The sequence below is a fragment of the Vibrio sp. D417a genome, from assembly GCF_030248595.1.
In the GTDB taxonomy this organism is placed as follows: Bacteria; Pseudomonadota; Gammaproteobacteria; order Enterobacterales; family Vibrionaceae; genus Vibrio; species Vibrio alginolyticus.
Genome location: NZ_JAHGAM010000043.1, coordinates 30,638 through 51,681, shown reverse-complemented (window position 1 = coordinate 51,681; position 21,044 = coordinate 30,638). Strand labels below are relative to the sequence as shown.

Here is a 21,044-nt window from a genome sequence, read left to right as displayed (position 1 = left end):
TGCCTTACCGCTTGGCGATAGCCCTACATTGCTCTAATAAAAGAGACTTTAATAATGGTGCGGAAGGAGAGACTTGAACTCTCACACCTTGCGGCGCCAGAACCTAAATCTGGTGCGTCTACCAATTCCGCCACTTCCGCAACTTATTCTGTAGTTATCAAGGTAATTGGTAAAGACCTAAATAACGTTGTTCATGGTGGCTACGACGGGATTCGAACCTGTGACCCCATCATTATGAGTGATGTGCTCTAACCAGCTGAGCTACGTAGCCATCTTTTGGAGCGAGACAATATAAACCTTCACGCTCTCAGTGACAACCCCTTTTATAAAGGAATCGCACTTGAATAATGGCAGGTCTACCTGGATTCGAACCAGGGAATGGCGGCATCAAAAGCCGCTGCCTTACCGCTTGGCGATAGACCTGCAGGCAATAGTCACAATGACTATTTGAAATATGGTGCGGAAGGAGAGACTTGAACTCTCACACCTTGCGGCGCCAGAACCTAAATCTGGTGCGTCTACCAATTCCGCCACTTCCGCATCTATTCCTAACTGCTCTGATAAAAAGAACATTTAGGAATGGTGGCTACGACGGGATTCGAACCTGTGACCCCATCATTATGAGTGATGTGCTCTAACCAGCTGAGCTACGTAGCCAAAACCATATTTTTTGTTCTCAACGCTTTGTTGCCTTGTCGTTGGGAACGGCGCGCATTATGCGAAGTTGAGTGAGATCCGTCAACAGTTTTTTTTAATAAATTTCGGAAAAAACCTCGTTCGCTTCCTTTTTAAACAAAGAGGCGTGTTTATGATCTAAAACTGGAAATAAATTAGCTTGCAGTTGCGTAATTTATTTTTGTTCATTTACTTAAGGTATTAAAAAAGCCAGCTTAACAGCTGGCTTTTAGTGTAAATGAAGTGTTTAGAATTCATTCATTTAATTAAACATTGAAGCGGAAGTGTACAACATCACCATCTTTTACGATGTAGTCTTTACCTTCTAGACGCCATTTACCTGCGTCTTTTGCGCCATTTTCACCATTGAATTGGATGAAATCGTCGTAACCGACTACTTCTGCACGAATAAAGCCTTTCTCGAAGTCAGTGTGGATCTTACCTGCCGCCTGAGGCGCAGTTGCACCAACAGGGATTGTCCAAGCACGTACTTCTTTAACACCTGCTGTGAAGTAGGTGTGTAGAGTCAGTAGTTCGTAACCAGAGCGAATTACACGGTTCAGACCCGGCTCTTCGATCCCCATATCTGCTAGGAATTCTTCGCGATCTTCATCTTCTAGTTCAGATAGTTCAGATTCGATAGCTGCACATACAGGTACAACGACATTGTTTTCTTTTTCAGCGAACTCACGAACCGCATCTAGATATGGGTTATTTTCGAAGCCATCTTCGTTTACGTTTGCAATGTACATAGTTGGCTTCAGTGTTAGGAAGTTTAAGTAGCCGATCGCTGCTAACTCTTCTTTAGATAGCTCAACTGTGCGTGCCATGCCGCCTTCAGTTAGTACTGGTAACAGTTTCTCTAGTACGGTTAGTTCAAATTTTGCGTCTTTATCGCCGCCTTTTGCCTTCTTCGCGTTACGTTGAATCGCTCGCTCACAAGAATCTAGGTCAGCCATTGCAAGTTCGAGGTTGATCACTTCGATATCTTCGATAGGTGAAACTTTACCTGAAACATGAACAATGTTTTCGTTTTCAAAACAACGTACAACGTGGCCAATCGCGTCTGTTTCACGGATGTTAGCTAGGAATTTGTTACCTAAACCTTCACCACGTGATGCACCAGCAACAAGACCTGCGATGTCCACGAACTCCATCGTCGTTGGAAGAACTCTCTGTGGGTTAACGATCTTAGCTAGTGCGTCTAGACGTAGATCCGGCACAGGAACCACACCAGTGTTTGGTTCAATGGTACAGAACGGGAAGTTTGCTGCTTCGATACCCGCTTTAGTTAGTGCGTTGAACAGAGTTGATTTACCTACGTTAGGTAGACCAACGATGCCACATTTAAAACCCATGATAGTAACCTTATTCAGCTTTGAACGTGTGGAGGCGATTTTGTGCTTTAGATAGGCCATCCTTAATCAGGATATCTAGACAACGAACAGCCTCATCAGCTGCTGCATCTAAAAGCTCTTGCTCTTTAGCTGGCGCTTTACCTAATACAAAACCCGCCACTTTATCTTTGTGTCCCGGATGACCAATGCCAATACGAAGACGATAAAAATCTTTGTTATTGCCCAGTTTGCTAATGGTGTCACGCAGACCGTTGTGTCCACCGTGACCCCCACCTTTTTTAAACTTAGCGACACCTGGCGGTAAGTCTAGCTCGTCATGAGCAACCATGATCTCTTCAGGTTTAATTTGATAAAATTTCGCAAGCGCTGCGATCGATTTACCTGATAGATTCATGAAGGTGGTTGGGATAAGCAAACGGAGATCCTGGCCATTGACCATAATGCGTCCTGTTAGACCAAAAAACTTTGGTTCGTTCTTCAGTGTAACGTTGTGAACGCGTGCTAATTCTTCTACAACCCAAGCGCCCGCATTGTGACGAGTTCTGGCGTATTCTGGTCCCGGATTAGCAAGACCAACAAGAAGTTTGATTGGTTGAGTCAAGGTTAGGATCTCTCTGGAATCTCAAAAAGCGCAGTATGATAGCACAGAATTCTCGCAGTGGGCGACCAAGGGATTTTCTAGTTATCAGTACAAATAAAAAACACCCCAAAGAGGGGTGCTTTTGAAATCAGTGTAACTGAAATGTTCGTATTAGTTGAACATTGCAGAGATTGACTCTTCGTTGCTGATACGACGAATCGCTTCAGCCAGCATGCGAGATAGGCTTAGTGTTGTCACTTTACCTGTTGCAGCCATCTCTTTAGACAGAGAGATAGAGTCAGTTACGATAACTTGGTCAAGAACTGAGTTCTTGATGTTATCCGCAGCGTTGCCTGAGAATACTGCGTGAGTAGCGTAAGCGAATACACGCTTAGCACCGCGCTCTTTTAGTGCTTCAGCTGCTTTACATAGTGTGCCACCTGTGTCGATCATGTCATCAACGATCACACAGTCACGACCTTCAACATCACCGATTAGGTTCATTACTTCAGAAACGTTTGCACGTGGACGACGCTTATCTACGATTGCGATGTCGATGTCGCCTAGTGCTTTTGCTGTTGCACGAGCACGAACAACGCCACCTAGGTCAGGAGATACCACTACAGGGTTATCTAGACCGCGAGCCTGCATATCTTCAAGTAGCACTGGCGTGCCGAAGATGTTGTCTACAGGTACATCGAAGAAGCCTTGAATTTGCTCTGCGTGTAGGTCGATAGTTAGAACGCGGTCAACACCAACGTTAGATAGGAAATCAGCAACAACTTTTGCAGTAATTGGCACACGCGCAGAACGTACACGACGGTCTTGGCGAGCGTAGCCGAAGTAAGGGATAACTGCAGTGATACGGCCTGCTGAAGCACGGCGCATTGCATCAATCATAACAACCAATTCCATTAGGTTGTCGTTAGTCGGTGCACAAGTGGATTGAATGATGAAAACATCGCTACCACGAACATTCTCATTGATTTGAACTGCAACTTCGCCATCAGAAAAGCGAGAAACAGATGCATCACCAAGAGAGATGTAAAGACGATCAGCAATACGTTGGGCTAGTTCAGGTGTTGCGTTACCAGCAAATAGCTTCATATCAGGCACGGTGGAAACCTCGGGTTTGCGTCCAGTTTAAATAGGTCGGTGTGAGGCTGATTGGTATTCAGCCAAAGTCTCTTTTAATGGCGAAATATTGCGCCCTTGAGCGACAAATGCCGAGACTTTATCAGAGAGTTGTGCAAGGATAGTTTCTGCTTCAGATTTGCTCGAAAATTCAGCAAAAACGCAAGATCCTGTCCCCGTCAATCTTGACGGCGCGTATTGTAGCAGCCAAGAAAGTTGCTTATCAACCTCTGGGTAGAGCATTCGTACAATTTTTTCGCAATCGTTTACGCCTGGCGTATTTAAAAGTGTTTCTAGATCTCGTTTTGGGGTGTTTCGCGTCAAATCTGGATGACAAAAAACGTCTACGGTTGCAATAGATACATTCGGTCTGACGACTAAATACCATTTTTCTTCGGGATAAGCAGGAGAGAGTTTTTCACCAACACCTTCAGCAAAAGCTGCAAATCCGCGCACAAATACGGGCACATCTGCGCCCAGTTTTAAACCTATTTCAGCCAGTTCGTCGTCAGTTAGATTCAGTTGCCATAAGTAATTCAGTGCCACTAATGCTGTAGCTGCATTCGATGAGCCCCCACCAATGCCTCCACCCATAGGCAGCACTTTCTGTAGCTCAATATGCGCGCCAAAAGGGCAGTTTGAGTAAGCTTGAAGCGCGGTTGCTGCTTTCCAAATTAAATTGTCTTGAAGGGGCACACCTTCTATGTCTGGAGAAATCGTAATATCACCAGAATGGTTCGCTTGAATGGTGAGCTCATCGCCGTGATCGACGAATTGGAATAAGGTTTGTAACTCGTGGTAGCCATTCTCTGTACGGCCGTTGATATATAGAAAGAGATTCAATTTCGCTGGTGATGGCCAGCGTGTTGAAAGTTCAATCATTGGGTGATGTTCCATTTTGTGATCACTAGATTTATTTTGACATCAGCTGTGGTGAGTTTCAGCTTATTTGGCAGAGGGAGAGACTGTTCATGCCATTGAACGTCGCCATATCTTTGATATGCAATACTCCAATCATTTAAACCAATTTGTTTGTTTAACGCTTGCAGTGTATTGGTTGGAGACAGTTGGAATTTGTCGGCATCGGTCGGTAGACCTAATAGCCAGTCAGGCATGTGATCGACGGGCATCATCAACCCTGTAAGACGGTAAATCAGCTGGTTAGCACTGCGAGAAGAAAGGACCTGATCGTCGTAAGTTTCTACTGTGGCGCCTTGTGGGGTGATGGTGAGCTTTAATGCCGTTTGTCCGAGAATCGTTGTTAAACGCAACTGGCTTAGTGCTGAAGAATGTTTCCAGTAGAAGTTTAAATTTTGTCTTTGGTCTGGGCCAATATAACCAAGTTTCCCCGTTGCTTGAAAATCTTGGATGGTTTCGAGTCGCTGCTCATGAGCTTGCCATTCAACGCTGGTAACACTTTCAGGAACGGACGAACAACCAGCGAGCAGTAAGCTCGACAAGAAAAAAAGAATAAAGGAGCGTAACGTCATGTTTGATGGCTTATTAATCAGTTTCATCGGGAATCGCTCACAACTATAGCATTGAAAAGTCGCACTTAGGAAAACAAATCCGGCTTACCCTTTCAATAAATGCGTGCTTACAGTAAAATTCTGGACCTATTTTATAACCTATCCCAGAGATACCACGTTAGATGTCCTTGCTTGCTATTGGAATTAATCACAATACAGCGTCTGTCGACTTGCGAGAGAAGGTGGCGTTTGGTCCGGATAAACTCGGCCCTGCACTCGAGCAACTTAGAGAGCACGAAGCAGTTAACGGCAGTGTGATTGTTTCAACCTGTAACCGAACTGAGTTGTACTGCGATGTTAAGCAAGGAGCGCGAAGCAAGTTGATCGATTGGCTTGCTCAATTTCATCAAGTGAGCCGCGAAGATTTAATGCCGAGTTTGTATGTTCATGAAGAACAAGCTGCAATAAAGCATTTGATGCGCGTATCGTGCGGTCTTGACTCTCTGGTGTTGGGTGAGCCTCAAATTTTGGGGCAGGTAAAGCAAGCATTTTCTGACTCGCGAGATCATCAAGCCGTCGATGCCTCGATTGATAAACTGTTTCAAAAGACGTTCTCAGTCGCCAAACGGGTAAGAACAGAGACAGATATTGGTGGTAATGCCGTGTCCGTGGCTTATGCGGCATGTACACTGGCAAAACATATTTTTGAGTCGTTATCAGATTCAACCGTGCTTTTGGTTGGTGCGGGTGAGACGATTGAATTGGTCGCGAAGCATTTAGCGTCCAACGGTTGCACAAAAATGATTGTCGCGAACCGCACTAAAGAGCGCGCGCAAGGCTTAGCGGACCAATTTGGCGCAGAAGTGATCAGTTTGAACGAAATTCCTGAACATTTGGCGAAAGCGGATATTGTGATTAGCTCAACGGCGAGCCCATTGCCTATTATTGGCAAAGGTATGGTCGAAACGGCTCTAAAGCAGCGCCGGCATCAACCTATCTTGTTGGTCGATATTGCGGTGCCGCGAGATGTAGAGTCGGAAGTCGGTGAACTGAACGACGCATATCTGTATTCTGTTGATGACTTGCAATCTATCATCGACAGCAACATTGAGCAGCGTAAAGTCGAAGCGATTCAAGCTGAAGCGATTGTTAGTGAAGAAAGCGCTGCATTTATGACATGGTTGCGTTCACTGCAAGCCGTCGATAGTATTCGCGACTATCGCAAATCAGCCAACGAAATTCGTGAAGAGTTACTGAGCAAAAGTTTGCAATCTTTAGCGGCAGGCGCAGATCCGGAGAAAGTGCTGCGCGAGCTGAGTAATAAACTCACCAACAAACTGATTCACGCTCCAACTCGCGCATTGCAAAGTGCAGCAGAGCAAGGCGAACCAGCAAAATTAACGATTATCCGCCAAACACTTGGCTTGGATGATCTATAACTCACGCTTTTTATTAAGAAAACGACACTATGAAAGCCTCTATTCTGACTAAGCTAGAAACGCTAGTAGAACGTTACGAAGAAGTTCAACATCTTCTTGGTGATCCTGATGTAATTGGAAATCAGGACAAATTCCGTGCTCTATCAAGAGAGTACTCTCAGCTAGAAGAAGTAACCAAGTGCTTCCAAGCTTATCAACAAGCACAAGAAGATCTTGTCGCCGCTGAAGAGATGGCAAACGAAGACGACGAAGAAATGCGTGAAATGGCGCAAGAAGAAATCAAAGAAGCGAAAGCGACGATTGAGCGTCTTACTGATGAGTTACAGATTCTTCTTCTGCCAAAAGATCCGAACGATGATCGTAACTGTTTCCTAGAAATTCGTGCAGGTGCGGGTGGCGATGAAGCGGGCATTTTCGCGGGTGATCTATTCCGTATGTACAGCAAGTACGCAGAAAAGCGTGGCTGGCGCATCGAAGTCATGTCTTCAAACGAGGCTGAGCACGGTGGTTACAAAGAGATGATCGCAAAAGTGAGCGGCGACGGTGCATACGGCGTACTGAAGTTTGAGTCTGGCGGTCACCGTGTGCAACGTGTTCCTGCAACTGAATCTCAAGGCCGTGTGCATACTTCTGCTTGTACAGTAGCAGTAATGGCGGAAATCCCTGAAGCGGATCTGCCAGAAATCAAAGCAGCAGACCTGAAAATCGATACGTTCCGTGCATCTGGCGCGGGTGGTCAGCACGTTAACACCACGGATTCTGCAATCCGTATTACCCACTTACCAACGGGTACGGTAGTAGAGTGTCAGGATGAGCGTTCACAGCACAAGAACAAAGCGAAAGCAATGGCGGTTCTTGCTGCTCGTATCGTTCAAGCGGAAGAAGAGCGTCGTGCCGCAGAAGTGTCTGATACACGTCGTAACCTTCTAGGTTCTGGTGACCGTAGTGACCGTATTCGTACATACAACTACCCACAAGGTCGTGTGTCTGATCACCGTATCAACCTGACCATCTATCGTTTGAACGAAGTGATGGAAGGTGACCTGCAGAGCTTGATTGATCCTGTGATTCAAGAGCACCAAGCAGACCAACTTGCGGCGCTCGCAGAGAACGGCTAATCGATGAGCCAAGTTCAATCGATTGAGCAAGCACTGAAAAGTGCGACGGCGAAACTGGCAGAAGGCGGCAAAGAGTCGCCTTCTCTCGATGCAGCTGTACTCCTTTGCCATGTCCTTGGCAAACCACGAACTTACCTGCTGACCTGGCCAGAAAAAGCGTTAGAAGCAGAGCAAAAATCTCAGTTTGATGCTCTACTTGAACGACGTTTAACTGGTGAACCCGTCGCTTATATTATTGGTGAGCGAGAGTTTTGGTCTTTACCGTTCAAAGTTTCTCCCTCTACCTTGATCCCAAGACCGGATACAGAACGTTTGGTCGAGGTTGCACTCGATAAGACCTACGAGCAAACTGGGCCTATTTTAGATCTTGGAACGGGGACGGGGGCAATTGCTATCGCACTCGCATCTGAAATGCCAAAACGTCAAGTGATGGGCGTAGATCTCAAACAAGAAGCGAAAGCACTTGCAGAGTACAATGCTGAGCAGCTAAACATCAAAAATGTGACCTTTGCTCAAGGCAGTTGGTTTGAGCCTATTACAGAAGGTACGAAGTTTGCTTTAATTGTCTCCAACCCGCCATATATTGATGAAAAAGATCCACATTTATCCCAAGGTGATGTGCGCTTTGAGCCAAAATCTGCATTAGTTGCTAAAGAGAATGGCTTAGCTGATATTCGTCATATCTCGGATCTTGCTCGTCAGTATCTTGAAGTGGGCGGTTGGCTGGCATTTGAACATGGTTATGATCAAGGTGAGGCGGTGCGTGAGATAATGCGTGGCTTTGGTTACCAACAGGTCGCTACGGAAAAAGATTATGGCGGTAACGATCGAGTAACGCTTGGTTGTCTGGCCAGTTAATCATGGAAGTCAGCAAACACTAACTAAAAAGAGAAGAAAAATGTACGTAGCTCTAAAACACATACACTTAGTGACGATCGCTCTCAGCGCGACGCTACTATCGATCCGATTCGTGTTAATGATGATGAACTCACCGAAGCGAAATAATCGCTTTTTGAAAGTGTTTCCCCACATCGTTGATACTGCATTGCTAGTGTCAGGTATCGCGCTTATTTTCATTACGGGTTTCATCCCGTTTACCGATGCCGCACCGTGGTTAACAAACAAAATCACCTGCGTACTGGCGTACATTGCGCTTGGATTCTTCTCATTGAAACTTGCGAAAAACAACCTACTGAAGATATTTGGCTTTTTCGGCGCATTAGGTTGGTTGGTCATGGCTGCAAACATTGCTGTGTCTAAGAGCCCTACGTTATTTGGATAGACGTCATGTTAGAGTTTTTTGACGAAGATTTTGACAATATACCGTTGGTGGAAGGTGCGCTTGAGCTAAACAAAGCGATTAACCCAGAAACCAAAGTACATTGGGCGAAACAAGAGTTAGAGCGTCTTTACAAAGATGCAGAAGCCACGCTTGTTCATGAAACCGATGAAGAGCAACGATTTGATGCATTCCTACGACTGTTTTTCCACGAGTGGGGATTCAAAGGCGACGAGCAGGAATACTTTATTTCGGACAACAGCTTCATCGATAAAGTGTTGGAGCGCAGAAAAGGTATTCCTGTGAGCTTAGGTTCGATTTTGTTATACCTAGGCAAAAAGCTGGGGTTCCCGTTGAAGGGAGTTACTTTCCCTACTCAGTTCCTGTTAAAAGTCGACTGGATGCATAAGAAGCCAGACTACATCAACCCATTTAATGGTGAGTATGTAGGTGAAAGGATTCTTCAAGCTTGGCTTATTGGCCAAGAAGGACCGCTAGCTCAGCTAAAGCCTGAACATTTTGAGGAAGCTGACAACCCAACAATTATTGGTCGCTGGTTGGCGTTGATTAAAAGTGCGATGTTGCGTGAAGAGCATTATACGCTGGCATTACGTTGTACAAATCTTGCTCTAACATTTGTGCCAGATGACCCATACGAAATTCGTGACCGTGGTTTTATTTTCCAACAGCTAGAGTGCCCTCAAGTAGCGGTATCAGATTTTCAGTACTTTATTGACCAATGCCCTGACGATCCGGCTTCCGAGCTACTAAAATCACAAGTTAATGTGATGAGTGAAACGCACGTCACACTTCACTAATTTTATCGATGTGCCGAACGGTGGCGTATCGTGGACAGAAAAAGAGAATCAAAATGGAACAGAAAATCGTTAATATCGGCGACATTCAGGTTGCTAACGACAAGCCATTCACCCTATTTGCAGGTATGAACGTTCTTGAGTCTCGTGATCTTGCGATGCAGATCTGTGAGCACTACGTAAAAGTAACGGAAAAACTTGGTATTCCTTACGTATTTAAGGCGTCGTTTGACAAAGCAAACCGCAGTTCTGTTCATTCATACCGTGGTCCAGGTCTGGAAGAAGGTATGAAAATCTTTCAGGAGCTGAAAGACACTTTTGGTGTAAAGATCATCACGGACGTTCACACTGAAGCGCAAGCTCAACCTGTCGCTGACGTGGTAGACGTTATTCAGCTTCCTGCATTCCTAGCTCGTCAAACTGACCTTGTTGAAGCTATGGCCAAAACAGGTGCGGTTATCAACGTGAAGAAACCTCAATTTATGAGCCCAGGTCAAGTGGGTAACATCGTTGAGAAGTTCGCAGAATGCGGTAACGACAAGATCATCCTATGTGAGCGCGGTTCTTGCCACGGCTACGACAACTTAGTGGTTGATATGCTTGGTTTTGGTGTGATGAAAAATGCTTCAAAAGGTAGCCCAATCATCTTTGACGTAACGCACTCACTACAAATGCGTGACCCATCAGGCGCAGCATCTGGCGGCCGTCGTGAGCAGACAGTTGAGCTTGCAAAAGCGGGTCTAGCGACAGGCATCGCAGGTCTATTTATCGAAGCGCACCCAAACCCAGACCAAGCGCGTTGTGATGGCCCATCTGCACTGCCTCTAGACAAGTTAGAGCCATTCTTAGCACAAATGAAATCGCTTGATGATCTGATCAAGAGCTTTGCAGATATAGATATCAAGTAAACGCCAGATGACTGGTGGTAACAAATACTATAGCCAACCGAGTGTTGGCTATTTTTTTATCTGAAAAACTGTAAATTCTCAAACTTGTTACTGATGAATTTGTTATTGCTAAACAATGCATCATAATTATTAAATCAATGTGTTAGGGTGCACGTGGTTTTCAAATAGATCGAATGCTTAAAATGTGCGTCAGTAATCCCAATAAGAAAAAGGTAAATAAATGAATCAGCGTCTGATGATCAAAACTGTTTTGAGTGCCGCTATCTTGGCCTCGTTAGCTGGGTGTGCTACGCAACCTGCACCAGAATGGAATGCCGATACAACCTATAAATTGACCGTATTGCACACTAACGATCATCATGGTCGCTTTTGGCAAAATCGATACGGTGAATATGGCATGGCGGCGCGTAAAACGTTAATCGATGATTTGCGCGAAGAAATACAGGCTGAGGGGGGGAGCGTGTTATTGCTTTCTGGTGGTGACATCAACACAGGAGTACCTGAGTCTGATTTACAAGATGCCGAGCCGGATTTTAAAGGCATGAGCAAAATTGGTTACGATGCGATGGCTCTAGGTAATCATGAGTTTGATAATCCATTGGATGTGCTATTCAAGCAGCAAGAGTGGGCAAACTTTCCGATGTTGTCTGCCAATATTTACGATAAAAATACTGGCAAGCGTTTATTCCAACCATACGCGATGTTTAAAAAGCAGGGCATTAAAATTGCGGTCATTGGCCTTACAACCGAAGACACAGCGAAACTTGGCAACCCTGAATTCATTGAACAAATTGACTTCCGTGACCCAAAAGAAGAAGCCAAGAAGTTGATTGCAGAACTGAAAGAGACAGAGTATCCAGATCTGATTTTTGCTGTCACGCATATGGGACACTATGAAAATGGTAATAGAGGCATCAATGCTCCTGGCGATGTGGCGTTAGCTCGTTATTTGAATGACGGCGATCTCGACATGATCGTTGGAGGACACTCACAAGAACCTGTGTGCATGGAAGGTCCAAACGTTATCAAAAAGAACTTTAAACCAGGTGATGAATGTCAGCCCGATAAACAAAATGGTATCTTTATTGTTCAGGCACATGAGTGGGGGAAATATGTGGGACGCGCCGATTACGAGTTTCGTAATGGCGAACTCTCGATGGTGAGCTACGATCTAATCCCTGTAAACTTGAAAAAGAAAGTTAAAGTTGATGGTCAGTCGCAACGAGTCTTGATCCAAGAAGAGATTAAACAAGACGAAATGATGCTTGAGTTTCTTCGTCCTTATCAAGAAAAAGGTCAGGGCAAGCTAAACGTGAAGATTGCAGAATCTAACGGTAAGCTTGAGGGTGACCGCAATGTGGTTCGTTACCAGCAAACAAACTTAGGTCGATTAATTGCAACGGCTCACATGGAACGTGCGAAAGCAGATTTCGCCGTAATGAATTCTGGTGGTGTTCGAGATTCGATTGCTGCGGGTGATATTACTTATAAAGACGTGCTCACTGTTCAGCCATTTGGCAATATGGTTTCTTACGTTGATATGACGGGTAAAGAGGTATTAGATTATCTAAATGTTGTTGCAACTAAGCCTGTTGACTCTGGTGCTTATGCACAGTTTGCCGGCATTGCGATGAGTATCAATAATGGTGAGGTAACCAATGTGTTTATTGGTAATAAGCAACTTCGCTTAGATGGTAATTACCGCTTTACCGTACCAAGCTACAATGCTGCTGGTGGTGATGGTTACCCTAAAATCGACGATCATCCAGGGTATGTAAATACAGGTTTTACCGATGCTGAAGTTTTGAAGGATTATTTAGAAACACACAGCCCTATTGATGTTAATGAGTATGCCCCTTCAGGTGAAATCACGTATTTAGTTGATACGGCGATTGATCAGTAATCCAACAGAGAAAAAGCGATTGACTCAAACTCGCTGATATCATTAACTAAAAGCGCAGATCCAATTCAGTCTGCGCTTTTTGTTTTTATGAGGAGAATCTTGATGACTCCGGCCATTAATCTTGCGAAAAAGAAAAAAATCCCACACACCATCCATCAATATGAGCACGATCCTAGAGCCGATAGTTATGGTTTAGAAGCTGCTGAAGTGCTAGGACAGGATCCGAAAACAGTATTTAAAACCTTGTTGTTCTGCTTGAACGGGGAGCCAAAGAACCTTGTGGTTGCGATTATCCCTGTTGATCAAAAGCTGAACCTAAAACTGGCGGCGAAAGCAGCGAAGGGCAAAAAGGCCGATATGGCTGATCCGGAAATCGCGCAAAAGACCACAGGTTATGTCGTTGGTGGAATTAGCCCACTAGGGCAGAAGAAAGCCTTACCTACTTTTTTGCACGAAAGCGCAGCAGAGCAAGACACAATCTGTGTGAGTGCTGGTAAACGTGGTTTAGAAATTGAGTTAGCCCCGAGAGATTTGCTGAGCTTAACTCGCGGTCAGTTTGCACCTCTTTGTTTGTAAACTCATGACAAATAAAAAGGACGCTCATGAGCGTCCTTTTTTGATCTTGCCTGTCAGTGAAGCGTTACTTCTTCAGACTCAATGTACCACCAGTGCGTTTAGCTGGTTTACTTGGTTTCGCGGCATTTGGGTTCATGTAATGCTGCTTGGGCTTACTCGGTGATTGAGGCTTGTTTGCTGAATGCGTATTGCTCGATGCATCTGGTTTACGGTGTGATTTACCATGCTCGCCTTGCGGTCTGCTGCGTTCACCTTGTGGTTTCGCTTTGTAATGCTCTTTTGCTGGGCGTCCACCTTCATCATCACGTTGACGACGTTGTTGGCCTTTTTTCGAGTTCGGTGCATGACGGAATTCATCAGCATTGTTGCCACGGAACGTACGAGTTTTTTGGTTGCGGCGTGCCGTTGAGTTTTGGTTTTCTTCACGGCTATCGTAAAGTTTCGCATCGGTCGCTTTACGAATATTGCGACCTCTGGAGTCTGTTTTTGATGCTTCTTCTGTACCTACCGAGCCTTCACACATTGCTAGGATCTCTGCCACTTCTTCGTCACTTAGATAACGCCATTTCCCATTGGGAATACCATCAAGAGAGATATTCATGATGCGTACGCGACGCAGCTTGAATACTTCATAGCCCAGCGCTTCACACATGCGACGGATCTGACGGTTAAGTCCTTGAGTGAGCACAATACGGAAAGAGAATTTAGTCTCTTTTGTTACCTTACAAGGTAGGGTGACTGTGTCGAGAATCTTAACGCCACTCGACATCTGTTTGAGAAATTCGCCTGTAATTGGCTTGTCCACGCGTACGACGTACTCTTTTTCGTGGCTGTTGCCTGCGCGAAGGATTTTGTTCACGATGTCGCCATCGTTGGTCAAAAAGATCAGACCATCAGAGGGTTTGTCTAAGCGGCCGATCGGAAAGATACGTTTTTGGTGGCCGATGAAATCAACGATGTTTCCAGGGACGTCTCTCTCAGTTGTACAGGTGATGCCTGTTGGTTTATTGAGAGCGATATAAATCGGCTTCTCTTTTGCTGCTACTGGCTTACCATCCACACAAACATCATCACCAGGTAGCACTTTTGTCCCCATTTCAGGTTTGTTGCCATTAATGGTGACACGGCCTTGCTCAATCAGTCTGTCTGCTTCACGGCGTGAGCAAAACCCCGTTTCACTGATGAATTTATTTAATCGTTTAGCGTTGTCTTGTGACATTTTTGTCTCCTAACGTTTCACAACGGCGAATGAAGCTCCCTTCCTTTAAGGGGAAGGAAGAATAAGGGCGGGCATTCTAGCATTAGGGTGAAATTTAGCCTAACCGTTTTTGGTGACGTTCGCGGGTTTCTAATTTCTTTTCCGCACTTTTTCTAAGTAGGACGTAAACGGCTCCAGTTCCACCGTGAAAGCGTTGCGCACTATGGACGCATTGGACTTCCTTTATTTGTCGTAGCCAACTGCTAACAAAGCTTTTCATCATTGCAGGTGGATTTGAGCGTTCTCCTCGACCATGGACGATAACGACCGTTCTAATGTCCATTGATAGGCATTGCTTTAAAAACGTCACGACTTCATCACGTGCTTCTTTCAATGTTTTACGGTGCAAATCCAAGCGAGCTTGGATTGGATACTTACCAAGGCGAAGTTTGCGGTAAACCCCGTCCTGTACACCATCACGTTTGAACTCAACAAAGTCCTCTGGCTTAAGCATTTCAGCGTGATCAAGTGATAGGTATTCTGGGTCATCTTCCGTTAACCAGATTGCTGCTTCGCGTTTTGCGAGCTGTGCTTCTGTTACTTGGTGTACTTTTTTGTGTTCGGTGGTGTCTTGAGTGATTGGCTTTACATCGCCCATCATCTGTTGAAATAGATCAAAATCGTCGTCGTGAGACATAGCAGTAATCTCATTAAGAACAGGGAAGAATAATAGGATTATATCAATGAGTGGTGCATTGAGATCAAATAAAAAACCGGAGTAGGCAAGTAACCGACTCCGGTGCAAAGCGTTTCTAGAGCTAAGCGAGATCTAGTGAGGAGATTTGTCGTTCATGATCTTGTATATGAAGAAACCGCCGTAAAATAACATCAGACCAATTGCCCCAAAAATTACTATCATTGACGATAGACCCACTGCATTACCAAATAGGAGATCAAGCCAAAAGTCCATACGTTTCCTCCAAGATGTTCCCGACAGGAATAAACTAAATGGCGGTGTCTTGTTGCACACTGATCTGGATCAATTATGTTGCTAAGGTTAATAAACTGTATTTTGTTGTGAGTTATCAGTCACATTTTACGTGCTAGTGTTCAGTTATTCATCAAACGAATTAAGACCTAAGGTTTTTTTGTAAAAAGCACTTGCGCCACAGTTCAGAATCCGTAATATACGCATTCGTTGACGGGGACAATTCCTCAGTTAAACATCTCGGTGAATAGCGCAGCTTGGTAGCGCATCTGGTTTGGGACCAGAGGGTCGGGGGTTCGAATCCCTCTTCACCGACCATATTGAGAAAAAGGCTCTACAGAAATGTAGAGCCTTTTTCGTATTTGGTGATATTTATTTGGAACCAGAGGATCGGGGTCTGGAATGCCAGTCCTCTGGAAGCCCAGTCGCGTCGAATCCCTACTTCACCGACCACTTTTAGAAAGCCTGCTCAATGAGCAGGCTTTCGTCGTTTTTAGTGCTAGTAATTTTAGACTTCAATAGTATCGAACCAAATGGGGTTCGCTTGAAGTTAGAACATGGCTCTTCACCGACACGTATTGAGAGGAAGGCTCTACAGAAATGTAGGGCCTTTTCATTTTTTAGAGCGAGTAAATTTATTACTTGATGTCACACGAGATAGTATTGATAGGAGTTTCAGAAGTAGTGAAACAGACATAAGCGGTCTTTGGGTGATTTGGCCCAATCTTGACGTAACCCGCTTTTAAATCGTCTTCATCAAACGTTACTGAGTGAGATTTGCTTGTATTTCCATCATAGTAAACCGCTTCAAAGCCTTGGTTCATCATATGTGCAACGCGATTTCGAGTGTGGGCTGTTGAAAACGTGATGTTCGCGCAACGCATCATTGGTTTTTCGGTAATAAGAAATTGACCACTATCTTTATCTAAAACACCGCCTTTTACTTCCGGAGTTATATCAATAGCTTGAAAAGCTTCTACGTTGCATGGCGGTTTAGCATAAGACAGCGAAGAAGTGAGCATAATTCCAATCGTGTATAGGAATAAATATTTAAATTTCATATGAGTTGTTTTGTATCCACTTAGCTTAACGGCGTTTTATAAGAAAGTTTGAATGAATTTTAAATGGTTGTATTTAAATAATTGTATTTAAATGGCATTTTTCAAACAATCACTAGATATCACAATTTGCTTGGCGCGTCTTACCCAGTGGTTTGATGTTAAATCCCCGATTTTTAAGCAGTTCAATCAGGTTATCTTTACCTACTAAATGCAAGCCACCAACAACAACGGTGTAACGACCCGATTGCTGAGGTAGAACACTGCCAGTGTCGAGTTTTTTAGCCCAATCTCGATTACGCTCGTATAAAAAGGCTTGGTTAAACTCTTCTGTTGTATGATCGGTCAAAGAGGCTTCGACCAACATGCTACCATCACCACTCTTCCAACTCTCTATCAAGCATTGAACCAACTCTTCTCCGCCATCATATTCTTCAATTGATGAGAGAAGTATCTCTTTACCGCCTTCTGATTGACCTGCGATTAAATCGATTTGGAATTGCACGGACTCCAGTGGAATGACCGGGATTTGCTTTTTATCAGCGAGTCCTATTAAGTGCATGTCGACCCCTTTATCAGAGACATACCCCAGTTTGTTGACTAAAGCGAGTTGGATGGTGAATGCCGCCATCCAAGGTGGGGAATTTAGGAGTTGAGTTTCTGGCAAACCTAAATCTTGGGCAATTTCAATTAAGTGGCGACGTTGAGCTCTGTCTAAAACATCTTTAGAAAGAATGGTTGTTTGTGGGTAAACCAAGCCTTCAGAATTCCTGACGTCTGCTTCAATAATCAACCCTGCGCTTTGGCTTAAATGCTGGATGACCGTTCTAGGGAGTGGGTACATCGTTTTATCCCCCACATGTACCGAGCCAATAATCATAAGTTCGGTTTCCCCTTTTTTCGCTAACCAATACTGTGGCTCTGCATAAGAGGAAAAAGGAGTCAAAGTAACAAGTAGAGATGATATGAGCGTCAAGAGACGAAACATAGAATGGTCCTCAGATAAGATACCTTTAAACTTTATACGCAAAATAGCGTGAGGTTAAGTGCAATTTCTCCAGTGGGGTATTCGACAAAATCGTCATTTCTAAAAATATTGACGAGTTTTGACGACGAATAAATGAGAGTCACTTCACGAAAGGTAAATAGGTAATTCGCTTACTAATGGTTCACAAAATAATTAGGCGTGATCCAAATCTTACAAAATCAGTCGTAACTCATGAATATAAGTGACCTAGATCGCAGCAAACTCGTCAAAACAAGTTGTTCGATTTTGACGTGTATTGTAACTCCATGAAAATTAGGTTTTTATTGTTTTTGCTGAGTGTCATTTTTTGAGCTGGATCACTTCCTATTTCTATTTATTTTACGCTTAGAAATAACAGGTTGTATGTTGAATGTAACGGTTAGGTACCTCGCATTTGAGGGGCCGAGATTTTTATCATTGTCGTTTTGAACCACTGACTTTTTTGGGGAAGTAAGATGTTTAAACCTAGTCTGATTGCTGTTTCTGTTATCACTACATTAGCAGGTTGCTCTGCGCTGCAAAGCTCTGAACAACAAGTTGTAAATTCGTTGGCTAATAATCTTGATATTCAATACCAAGTGTTGACTAACCACGGTGCAAACGAAGGTCTTGCTTGTCAGGACTTAGGGGCTGAGTGGGCGTCTTGTAACAAGGTAAACATGACGCTGGTTAACCAAGGTGAAGCGGTTGACTCAAAAGATTGGGCTATTTACTTCCATAGCATTCGTCTGATTCTGGATGTTGAAAACGAACAGTTTAAAATCTCTCGCGTAACGGGTGATCTACACAAACTAGAACCAACAGATAAGTTTGATGGTTTTGCTGCGGGTGAAGAGGTTGTGCTTCCTCTTGTTGCTGAATACTGGCAGCTATTTGAAACTGACTTCATGCCAGGCGCTTTCGTTGCTGCACCAAATGCAGAGCCTAAGATGATCGCTTCTCTTAACACAGAAGACGTTGCATCTTTCGTGACTGGCCTTGAGGGTAACAACCTAAAACGTACGCCAGATGACAACAACGTATTTGCGAGCGCTGTGTCTCGTTTCGAGAAGAACGAAGATCTAGCAAAACAAGACGTATCAACCACGTTACTACCAACGCCAATGTCTGTTGAAGCAGGTAAAGGTACGGTAGATATCGCGGCGGGTATTGCGCTGCCTAAAGACGCATTCGATGCGGCTCAATACGCAGCAATTCAAGGTCGTGCAGAAGTGGTAGGTGTGGATGTTCGTGGTGCTCTTCCTGTAAGCATCACTGTTGTTCCTGCAGACTTCACCGGTAAATTGGCAAAATCTGGTGCTTACGAAATGAGCATCAAAGGCGACGGTATTGCGATTAAAGCGTTTGACCAAGCAGGTGCTTTCTACGCAGTACAATCTATCTTTGGCCTGGTAGATAGCCAAAATGCTGATTCTCTACCACAGCTGTCTATTAAAGATGCGCCGCGTTTTGATTACCGTGGTGTGATGGTGGACGTGGCTCGTAACTTCCACTCTAAAGACGCGATTCTTGCAACGCTTGACCAAATGGCCGCGTACAAGATGAACAAACTACACCTTCACCTAACGGATGATGAAGGCTGGCGTTTAGAAATCCCGGGTCTGCCTGAGCTGACTGAAGTGGGTGCTAACCGTTGTTTCGATTTGGAAGAGAAAAGCTGTTTACTGCCTCAGCTTGGCTCAGGCGCAACGACAGACAACTTTGGCTCTGGCTTCTTCAGCAAAGCAGACTACGTGGACATCTTGAAGTACGCGAAAGCGCGTAACATCGAAGTGATTCCTGAAATCGATATGCCAGCGCACGCACGTGCCGCAGTGATATCAATGGAAGCACGTTACGACCGTCTAATGGAAGAAGGCAAAGAAGCCGAAGCGAACGAGTACCGCCTGATGGACCCTCAAGATACATCGAACGTAACGACGGTTCAGTTCTACAACAAGCAAAGCTTCATCAACCCATGTATGGAATCTTCCACTCGTTTTGTTGATAAAGTGATTTCAGAAGTAGCAGCAATGCACCAAGAAGCGGGTACGCCGCTAACAACATGGCACTTCGGTGGTGATGAAGCGAAGAACATCAAGTTAGGCGCTGGTCTGCAAGACATCAACGCAGAAGACAAAGTAAGCTGGAAGGGTAACATTGATTTGTCTAAGCAAGACAAGCCATTCGCACAGTCACCACAATGTCAGACGCTAATTGCAGACGGTACGGTAAGCGATTTTGCTCATCTACCAAGCCACTTTGCAGAAGAAGTGTCGAAGATGGTGGCAGAGAAGGGCATTCCAAACTTCCAAGCTTGGCAAGATGGCCTTAAGTACAGCGAAGGTGAGAAAGCGTTCGCAACAGAAAACACGCGTGTTAACTTCTGGGACGTTCTTTACTGGGGTGGCACATCATCAGTGTACGAATGGTCTAAGAAAGGTTACGACGTTATCGTTTCTAACCCAGACTACGTGTACATGGACATGCCATACGAAGTGGACCCTAAAGAGCGTGGTTATTACTGGGCGACGCGTGCAACCGATACGCGTAAGATGTTTGGTTTTGCACCAGAGAACATGCCTCAGAACGCAGAAACCTCTGTAGACCGTGATGGCAATGGCTTCACTGGTAAAGGTGAAATCGAAGCGAAACCTTTCTATGGTCTATCAGCACAGCTTTGGTCTGAGACAGTACGTAACGATGAGCAATACGAGTACATGGTATTCCCTCGCGTACTAGCAGCCGCTGAGCGTGCATGGCACCGTGCTGATTGGGAAAACGACTACAAAGTGGGTGTTGAATACTCGCAAAACTCTAACCTAGTAGACAAAGCCGCGCTAAACCAAGACTACAACCGCTTTGCGAACGTACTTGGCCAACGTGAACTGGCTAAGCTAGAAAAATCAGGTATCGACTACCGCCTGCCTGTACCAGGTGCGAAAGTAGAAGATGGCAAGCTAGCAATGAACGTTCAGTTCCCAGGGGTGAAGCTTCAATACTCTCTAGACGGCAAGAACTGGCTAACTTACGCAGATAATGCTCGTCCAAATGTGAAAGGTGAAGTGTTTATCCGTTCCGTGTCAGCAACCGGTGAGAAAGCAAGTCGAGTGACCAGCGTGAAATAACTCAATTCTTGTAAGTTAATTTTTTGGCAAAGCCTCACATCATGTTGGGGCTTTCTTTATTTTTTGAGGAAATTAAGCGTGATCGATGTCTAATTGTTTTTCATTGATAAATAAGTCTTGGGTTGTAATAGTCAAGGTTATTGTGAACTGGATCGACTTAATGTGCTAAATATCAATAAATTATCTGTTTACGATCACACTTCTATTTTTTGAATAATTTTATAAAGATACGATAAGTGCCTGTATTTTCCATGTTTTTATCAGGGTTGTTGAGCTTCGGTTTGAACAAGATCACTTTTTAAAATGTTTTATTTTCCATCGCGAATTAATTGAAACAATATTGCGAACGCCAAGGAGGCACATTCCAAAGTTTGCGATAAAAGGGAAGAGATGCCCTCTAAAACTATCGCAT

19 protein-coding genes and 6 tRNA genes are annotated in these 21,044 nt (G+C 44.5%); 10 read left to right on the top strand and 15 right to left on the bottom strand.

The genetic code is table 11. From position 1 onward, the window contains the following. Positions 1-55 precede the first annotated feature (55 nt). The 10 genes from KI742_RS22655 to lolB all read right to left on the bottom strand — a co-directional run bounded on the left by KI742_RS22655 (position 56) and on the right by lolB (position 5,264). A tRNA-Leu gene (locus KI742_RS22655) sits at positions 56-140 on the bottom strand. A gap of 54 nt (positions 141-194) precedes the next feature. Further along, positions 195-271 (bottom strand) — tRNA-Met (locus KI742_RS22650). A 77-nt stretch (positions 272-348) separates the two neighbouring features. Then, positions 349-423 (bottom strand) — tRNA-Gln (locus KI742_RS22645). A gap of 32 nt (positions 424-455) precedes the next feature. Further along, positions 456-540, bottom strand: a tRNA-Leu gene (locus KI742_RS22640). A 40-nt stretch (positions 541-580) separates the two neighbouring features. Further along, positions 581-657, bottom strand: a tRNA-Met gene (locus KI742_RS22635). A gap of 284 nt (positions 658-941) precedes the next feature. After that, positions 942-2,033 (bottom strand): redox-regulated ATPase YchF, encoded by a 1,092-nt coding sequence (gene ychF, locus KI742_RS22630; protein WP_005393178.1) that lies wholly within the window; start codon positions 2,031-2,033, stop codon positions 942-944. Positions 2,034-2,043: 10 nt separating this feature from the next. Then, positions 2,044-2,634, bottom strand: coding sequence for an aminoacyl-tRNA hydrolase (gene pth / locus KI742_RS22625; RefSeq protein WP_042524127.1), 591 nt, complete (start codon positions 2,632-2,634; stop codon positions 2,044-2,046). A 150-nt stretch (positions 2,635-2,784) separates the two neighbouring features. Beyond that, a complete protein-coding gene (locus KI742_RS22620; RefSeq protein WP_005393176.1) occupies positions 2,785-3,729 on the bottom strand; it encodes a ribose-phosphate pyrophosphokinase in 945 nt (314 codons plus the stop codon). Positions 3,730-3,756: 27 nt separating this feature from the next. Further along, on the bottom strand, positions 3,757-4,629 hold the full coding sequence (ispE, locus tag KI742_RS22615) for a 4-(cytidine 5'-diphospho)-2-C-methyl-D-erythritol kinase (RefSeq protein ID WP_213901884.1): 873 nt from the start codon (positions 4,627-4,629) through the stop codon (positions 3,757-3,759). Beyond that, the gene (lolB, locus tag KI742_RS22610; RefSeq protein WP_017634843.1) at positions 4,626-5,264 is read right to left on the bottom strand and encodes a lipoprotein insertase outer membrane protein LolB; all 639 of its coding nucleotides are present in this window, start codon (positions 5,262-5,264) and stop codon (positions 4,626-4,628) included. The genes ispE and lolB overlap by 4 nt, the downstream gene beginning before the upstream one ends. A 134-nt stretch (positions 5,265-5,398) precedes the next feature. Here lolB and hemA point away from each other — a divergent pair, with 134 nt between their 5' ends. From hemA to ybaK, 8 genes are all read left to right on the top strand, one after another. After that, positions 5,399-6,655, top strand: coding sequence for a glutamyl-tRNA reductase (gene hemA, locus KI742_RS22605; RefSeq protein ID WP_017819987.1), 1,257 nt, complete (start codon positions 5,399-5,401; stop codon positions 6,653-6,655). A gap of 29 nt (positions 6,656-6,684) precedes the next feature. Further along, complete coding sequence (prfA, locus tag KI742_RS22600; protein WP_005382222.1) at positions 6,685-7,773, top strand: peptide chain release factor 1; 1,089 nt, start codon at positions 6,685-6,687, stop codon at positions 7,771-7,773. Between the two features lie 3 nt (positions 7,774-7,776). Beyond that, on the top strand, positions 7,777-8,631 hold the full coding sequence (gene prmC / locus KI742_RS22595) for a peptide chain release factor N(5)-glutamine methyltransferase (RefSeq protein WP_017634841.1): 855 nt from the start codon (positions 7,777-7,779) through the stop codon (positions 8,629-8,631). 40 nt (positions 8,632-8,671) lie between these two features. Then, complete coding sequence (locus KI742_RS22590; protein WP_005382225.1) at positions 8,672-9,055, top strand: SirB2 family protein; 384 nt, start codon at positions 8,672-8,674, stop codon at positions 9,053-9,055. Positions 9,056-9,060: 5 nt separating this feature from the next. Next, complete coding sequence (locus KI742_RS22585) at positions 9,061-9,870, top strand: SirB1 family protein (protein WP_005384098.1); 810 nt, start codon at positions 9,061-9,063, stop codon at positions 9,868-9,870. Positions 9,871-9,923: 53 nt separating this feature from the next. After that, the gene (gene kdsA / locus KI742_RS22580; protein ID WP_005384095.1) at positions 9,924-10,775 is read left to right on the top strand and encodes a 3-deoxy-8-phosphooctulonate synthase; all 852 of its coding nucleotides are present in this window, start codon (positions 9,924-9,926) and stop codon (positions 10,773-10,775) included. Positions 10,776-10,995: 220 nt separating this feature from the next. After that, complete coding sequence (ushA, locus tag KI742_RS22575; protein WP_285385875.1) at positions 10,996-12,678, top strand: bifunctional UDP-sugar hydrolase/5'-nucleotidase UshA; 1,683 nt, start codon at positions 10,996-10,998, stop codon at positions 12,676-12,678. A 102-nt stretch (positions 12,679-12,780) separates the two neighbouring features. After that, complete coding sequence (gene ybaK / locus KI742_RS22570) at positions 12,781-13,254, top strand: Cys-tRNA(Pro) deacylase (RefSeq protein ID WP_137281768.1); 474 nt, start codon at positions 12,781-12,783, stop codon at positions 13,252-13,254. A 64-nt stretch (positions 13,255-13,318) separates the two neighbouring features. Here ybaK and rluF read toward each other — a convergent pair whose 3' ends face one another. The 3 genes from rluF to KI742_RS22555 all read right to left on the bottom strand — a co-directional run bounded on the left by rluF (position 13,319) and on the right by KI742_RS22555 (position 15,422). After that, complete coding sequence (rluF, locus tag KI742_RS22565) at positions 13,319-14,473, bottom strand: 23S rRNA pseudouridine(2604) synthase RluF (protein WP_137281769.1); 1,155 nt, start codon at positions 14,471-14,473, stop codon at positions 13,319-13,321. 94 nt (positions 14,474-14,567) lie between these two features. Next, positions 14,568-15,149 (bottom strand): DNA endonuclease SmrA, encoded by a 582-nt coding sequence (gene smrA, locus KI742_RS22560; protein WP_005382233.1) that lies wholly within the window; start codon positions 15,147-15,149, stop codon positions 14,568-14,570. A 132-nt stretch (positions 15,150-15,281) separates the two neighbouring features. Continuing rightward, positions 15,282-15,422, bottom strand: coding sequence for a DUF3149 domain-containing protein (locus KI742_RS22555; protein ID WP_005382236.1), 141 nt, complete (start codon positions 15,420-15,422; stop codon positions 15,282-15,284). A gap of 259 nt (positions 15,423-15,681) precedes the next feature. Between KI742_RS22555 and KI742_RS22550 the strand changes: the two genes are divergently transcribed. After that, positions 15,682-15,758: transfer RNA gene (locus KI742_RS22550), tRNA-Pro, on the top strand. 320 nt (positions 15,759-16,078) lie between these two features. Here KI742_RS22550 and KI742_RS22545 read toward each other — a convergent pair. Both KI742_RS22545 and KI742_RS22540 read right to left on the bottom strand, forming a co-directional pair. Next, positions 16,079-16,462 (bottom strand): hypothetical protein, encoded by a 384-nt coding sequence (locus KI742_RS22545; RefSeq protein WP_373417461.1) that lies wholly within the window; start codon positions 16,460-16,462, stop codon positions 16,079-16,081. Positions 16,463-16,613: 151 nt separating this feature from the next. Further along, positions 16,614-17,486: a TraB/GumN family protein gene (locus KI742_RS22540; protein ID WP_285385873.1), complete on the bottom strand. Its 873-nt coding sequence runs from the start codon at positions 17,484-17,486 to the stop codon at positions 16,614-16,616. Between the two features lie 494 nt (positions 17,487-17,980). Between KI742_RS22540 and KI742_RS22535 the strand changes: the two genes are divergently transcribed. Continuing rightward, positions 17,981-20,632 carry a beta-N-acetylhexosaminidase gene (locus KI742_RS22535; protein ID WP_285385872.1) on the top strand — a complete coding sequence of 884 codons (2,652 nt, stop codon included), beginning with the start codon at positions 17,981-17,983 and terminating at the stop codon, positions 20,630-20,632. Positions 20,633-21,044 lie beyond the last annotated feature (412 nt).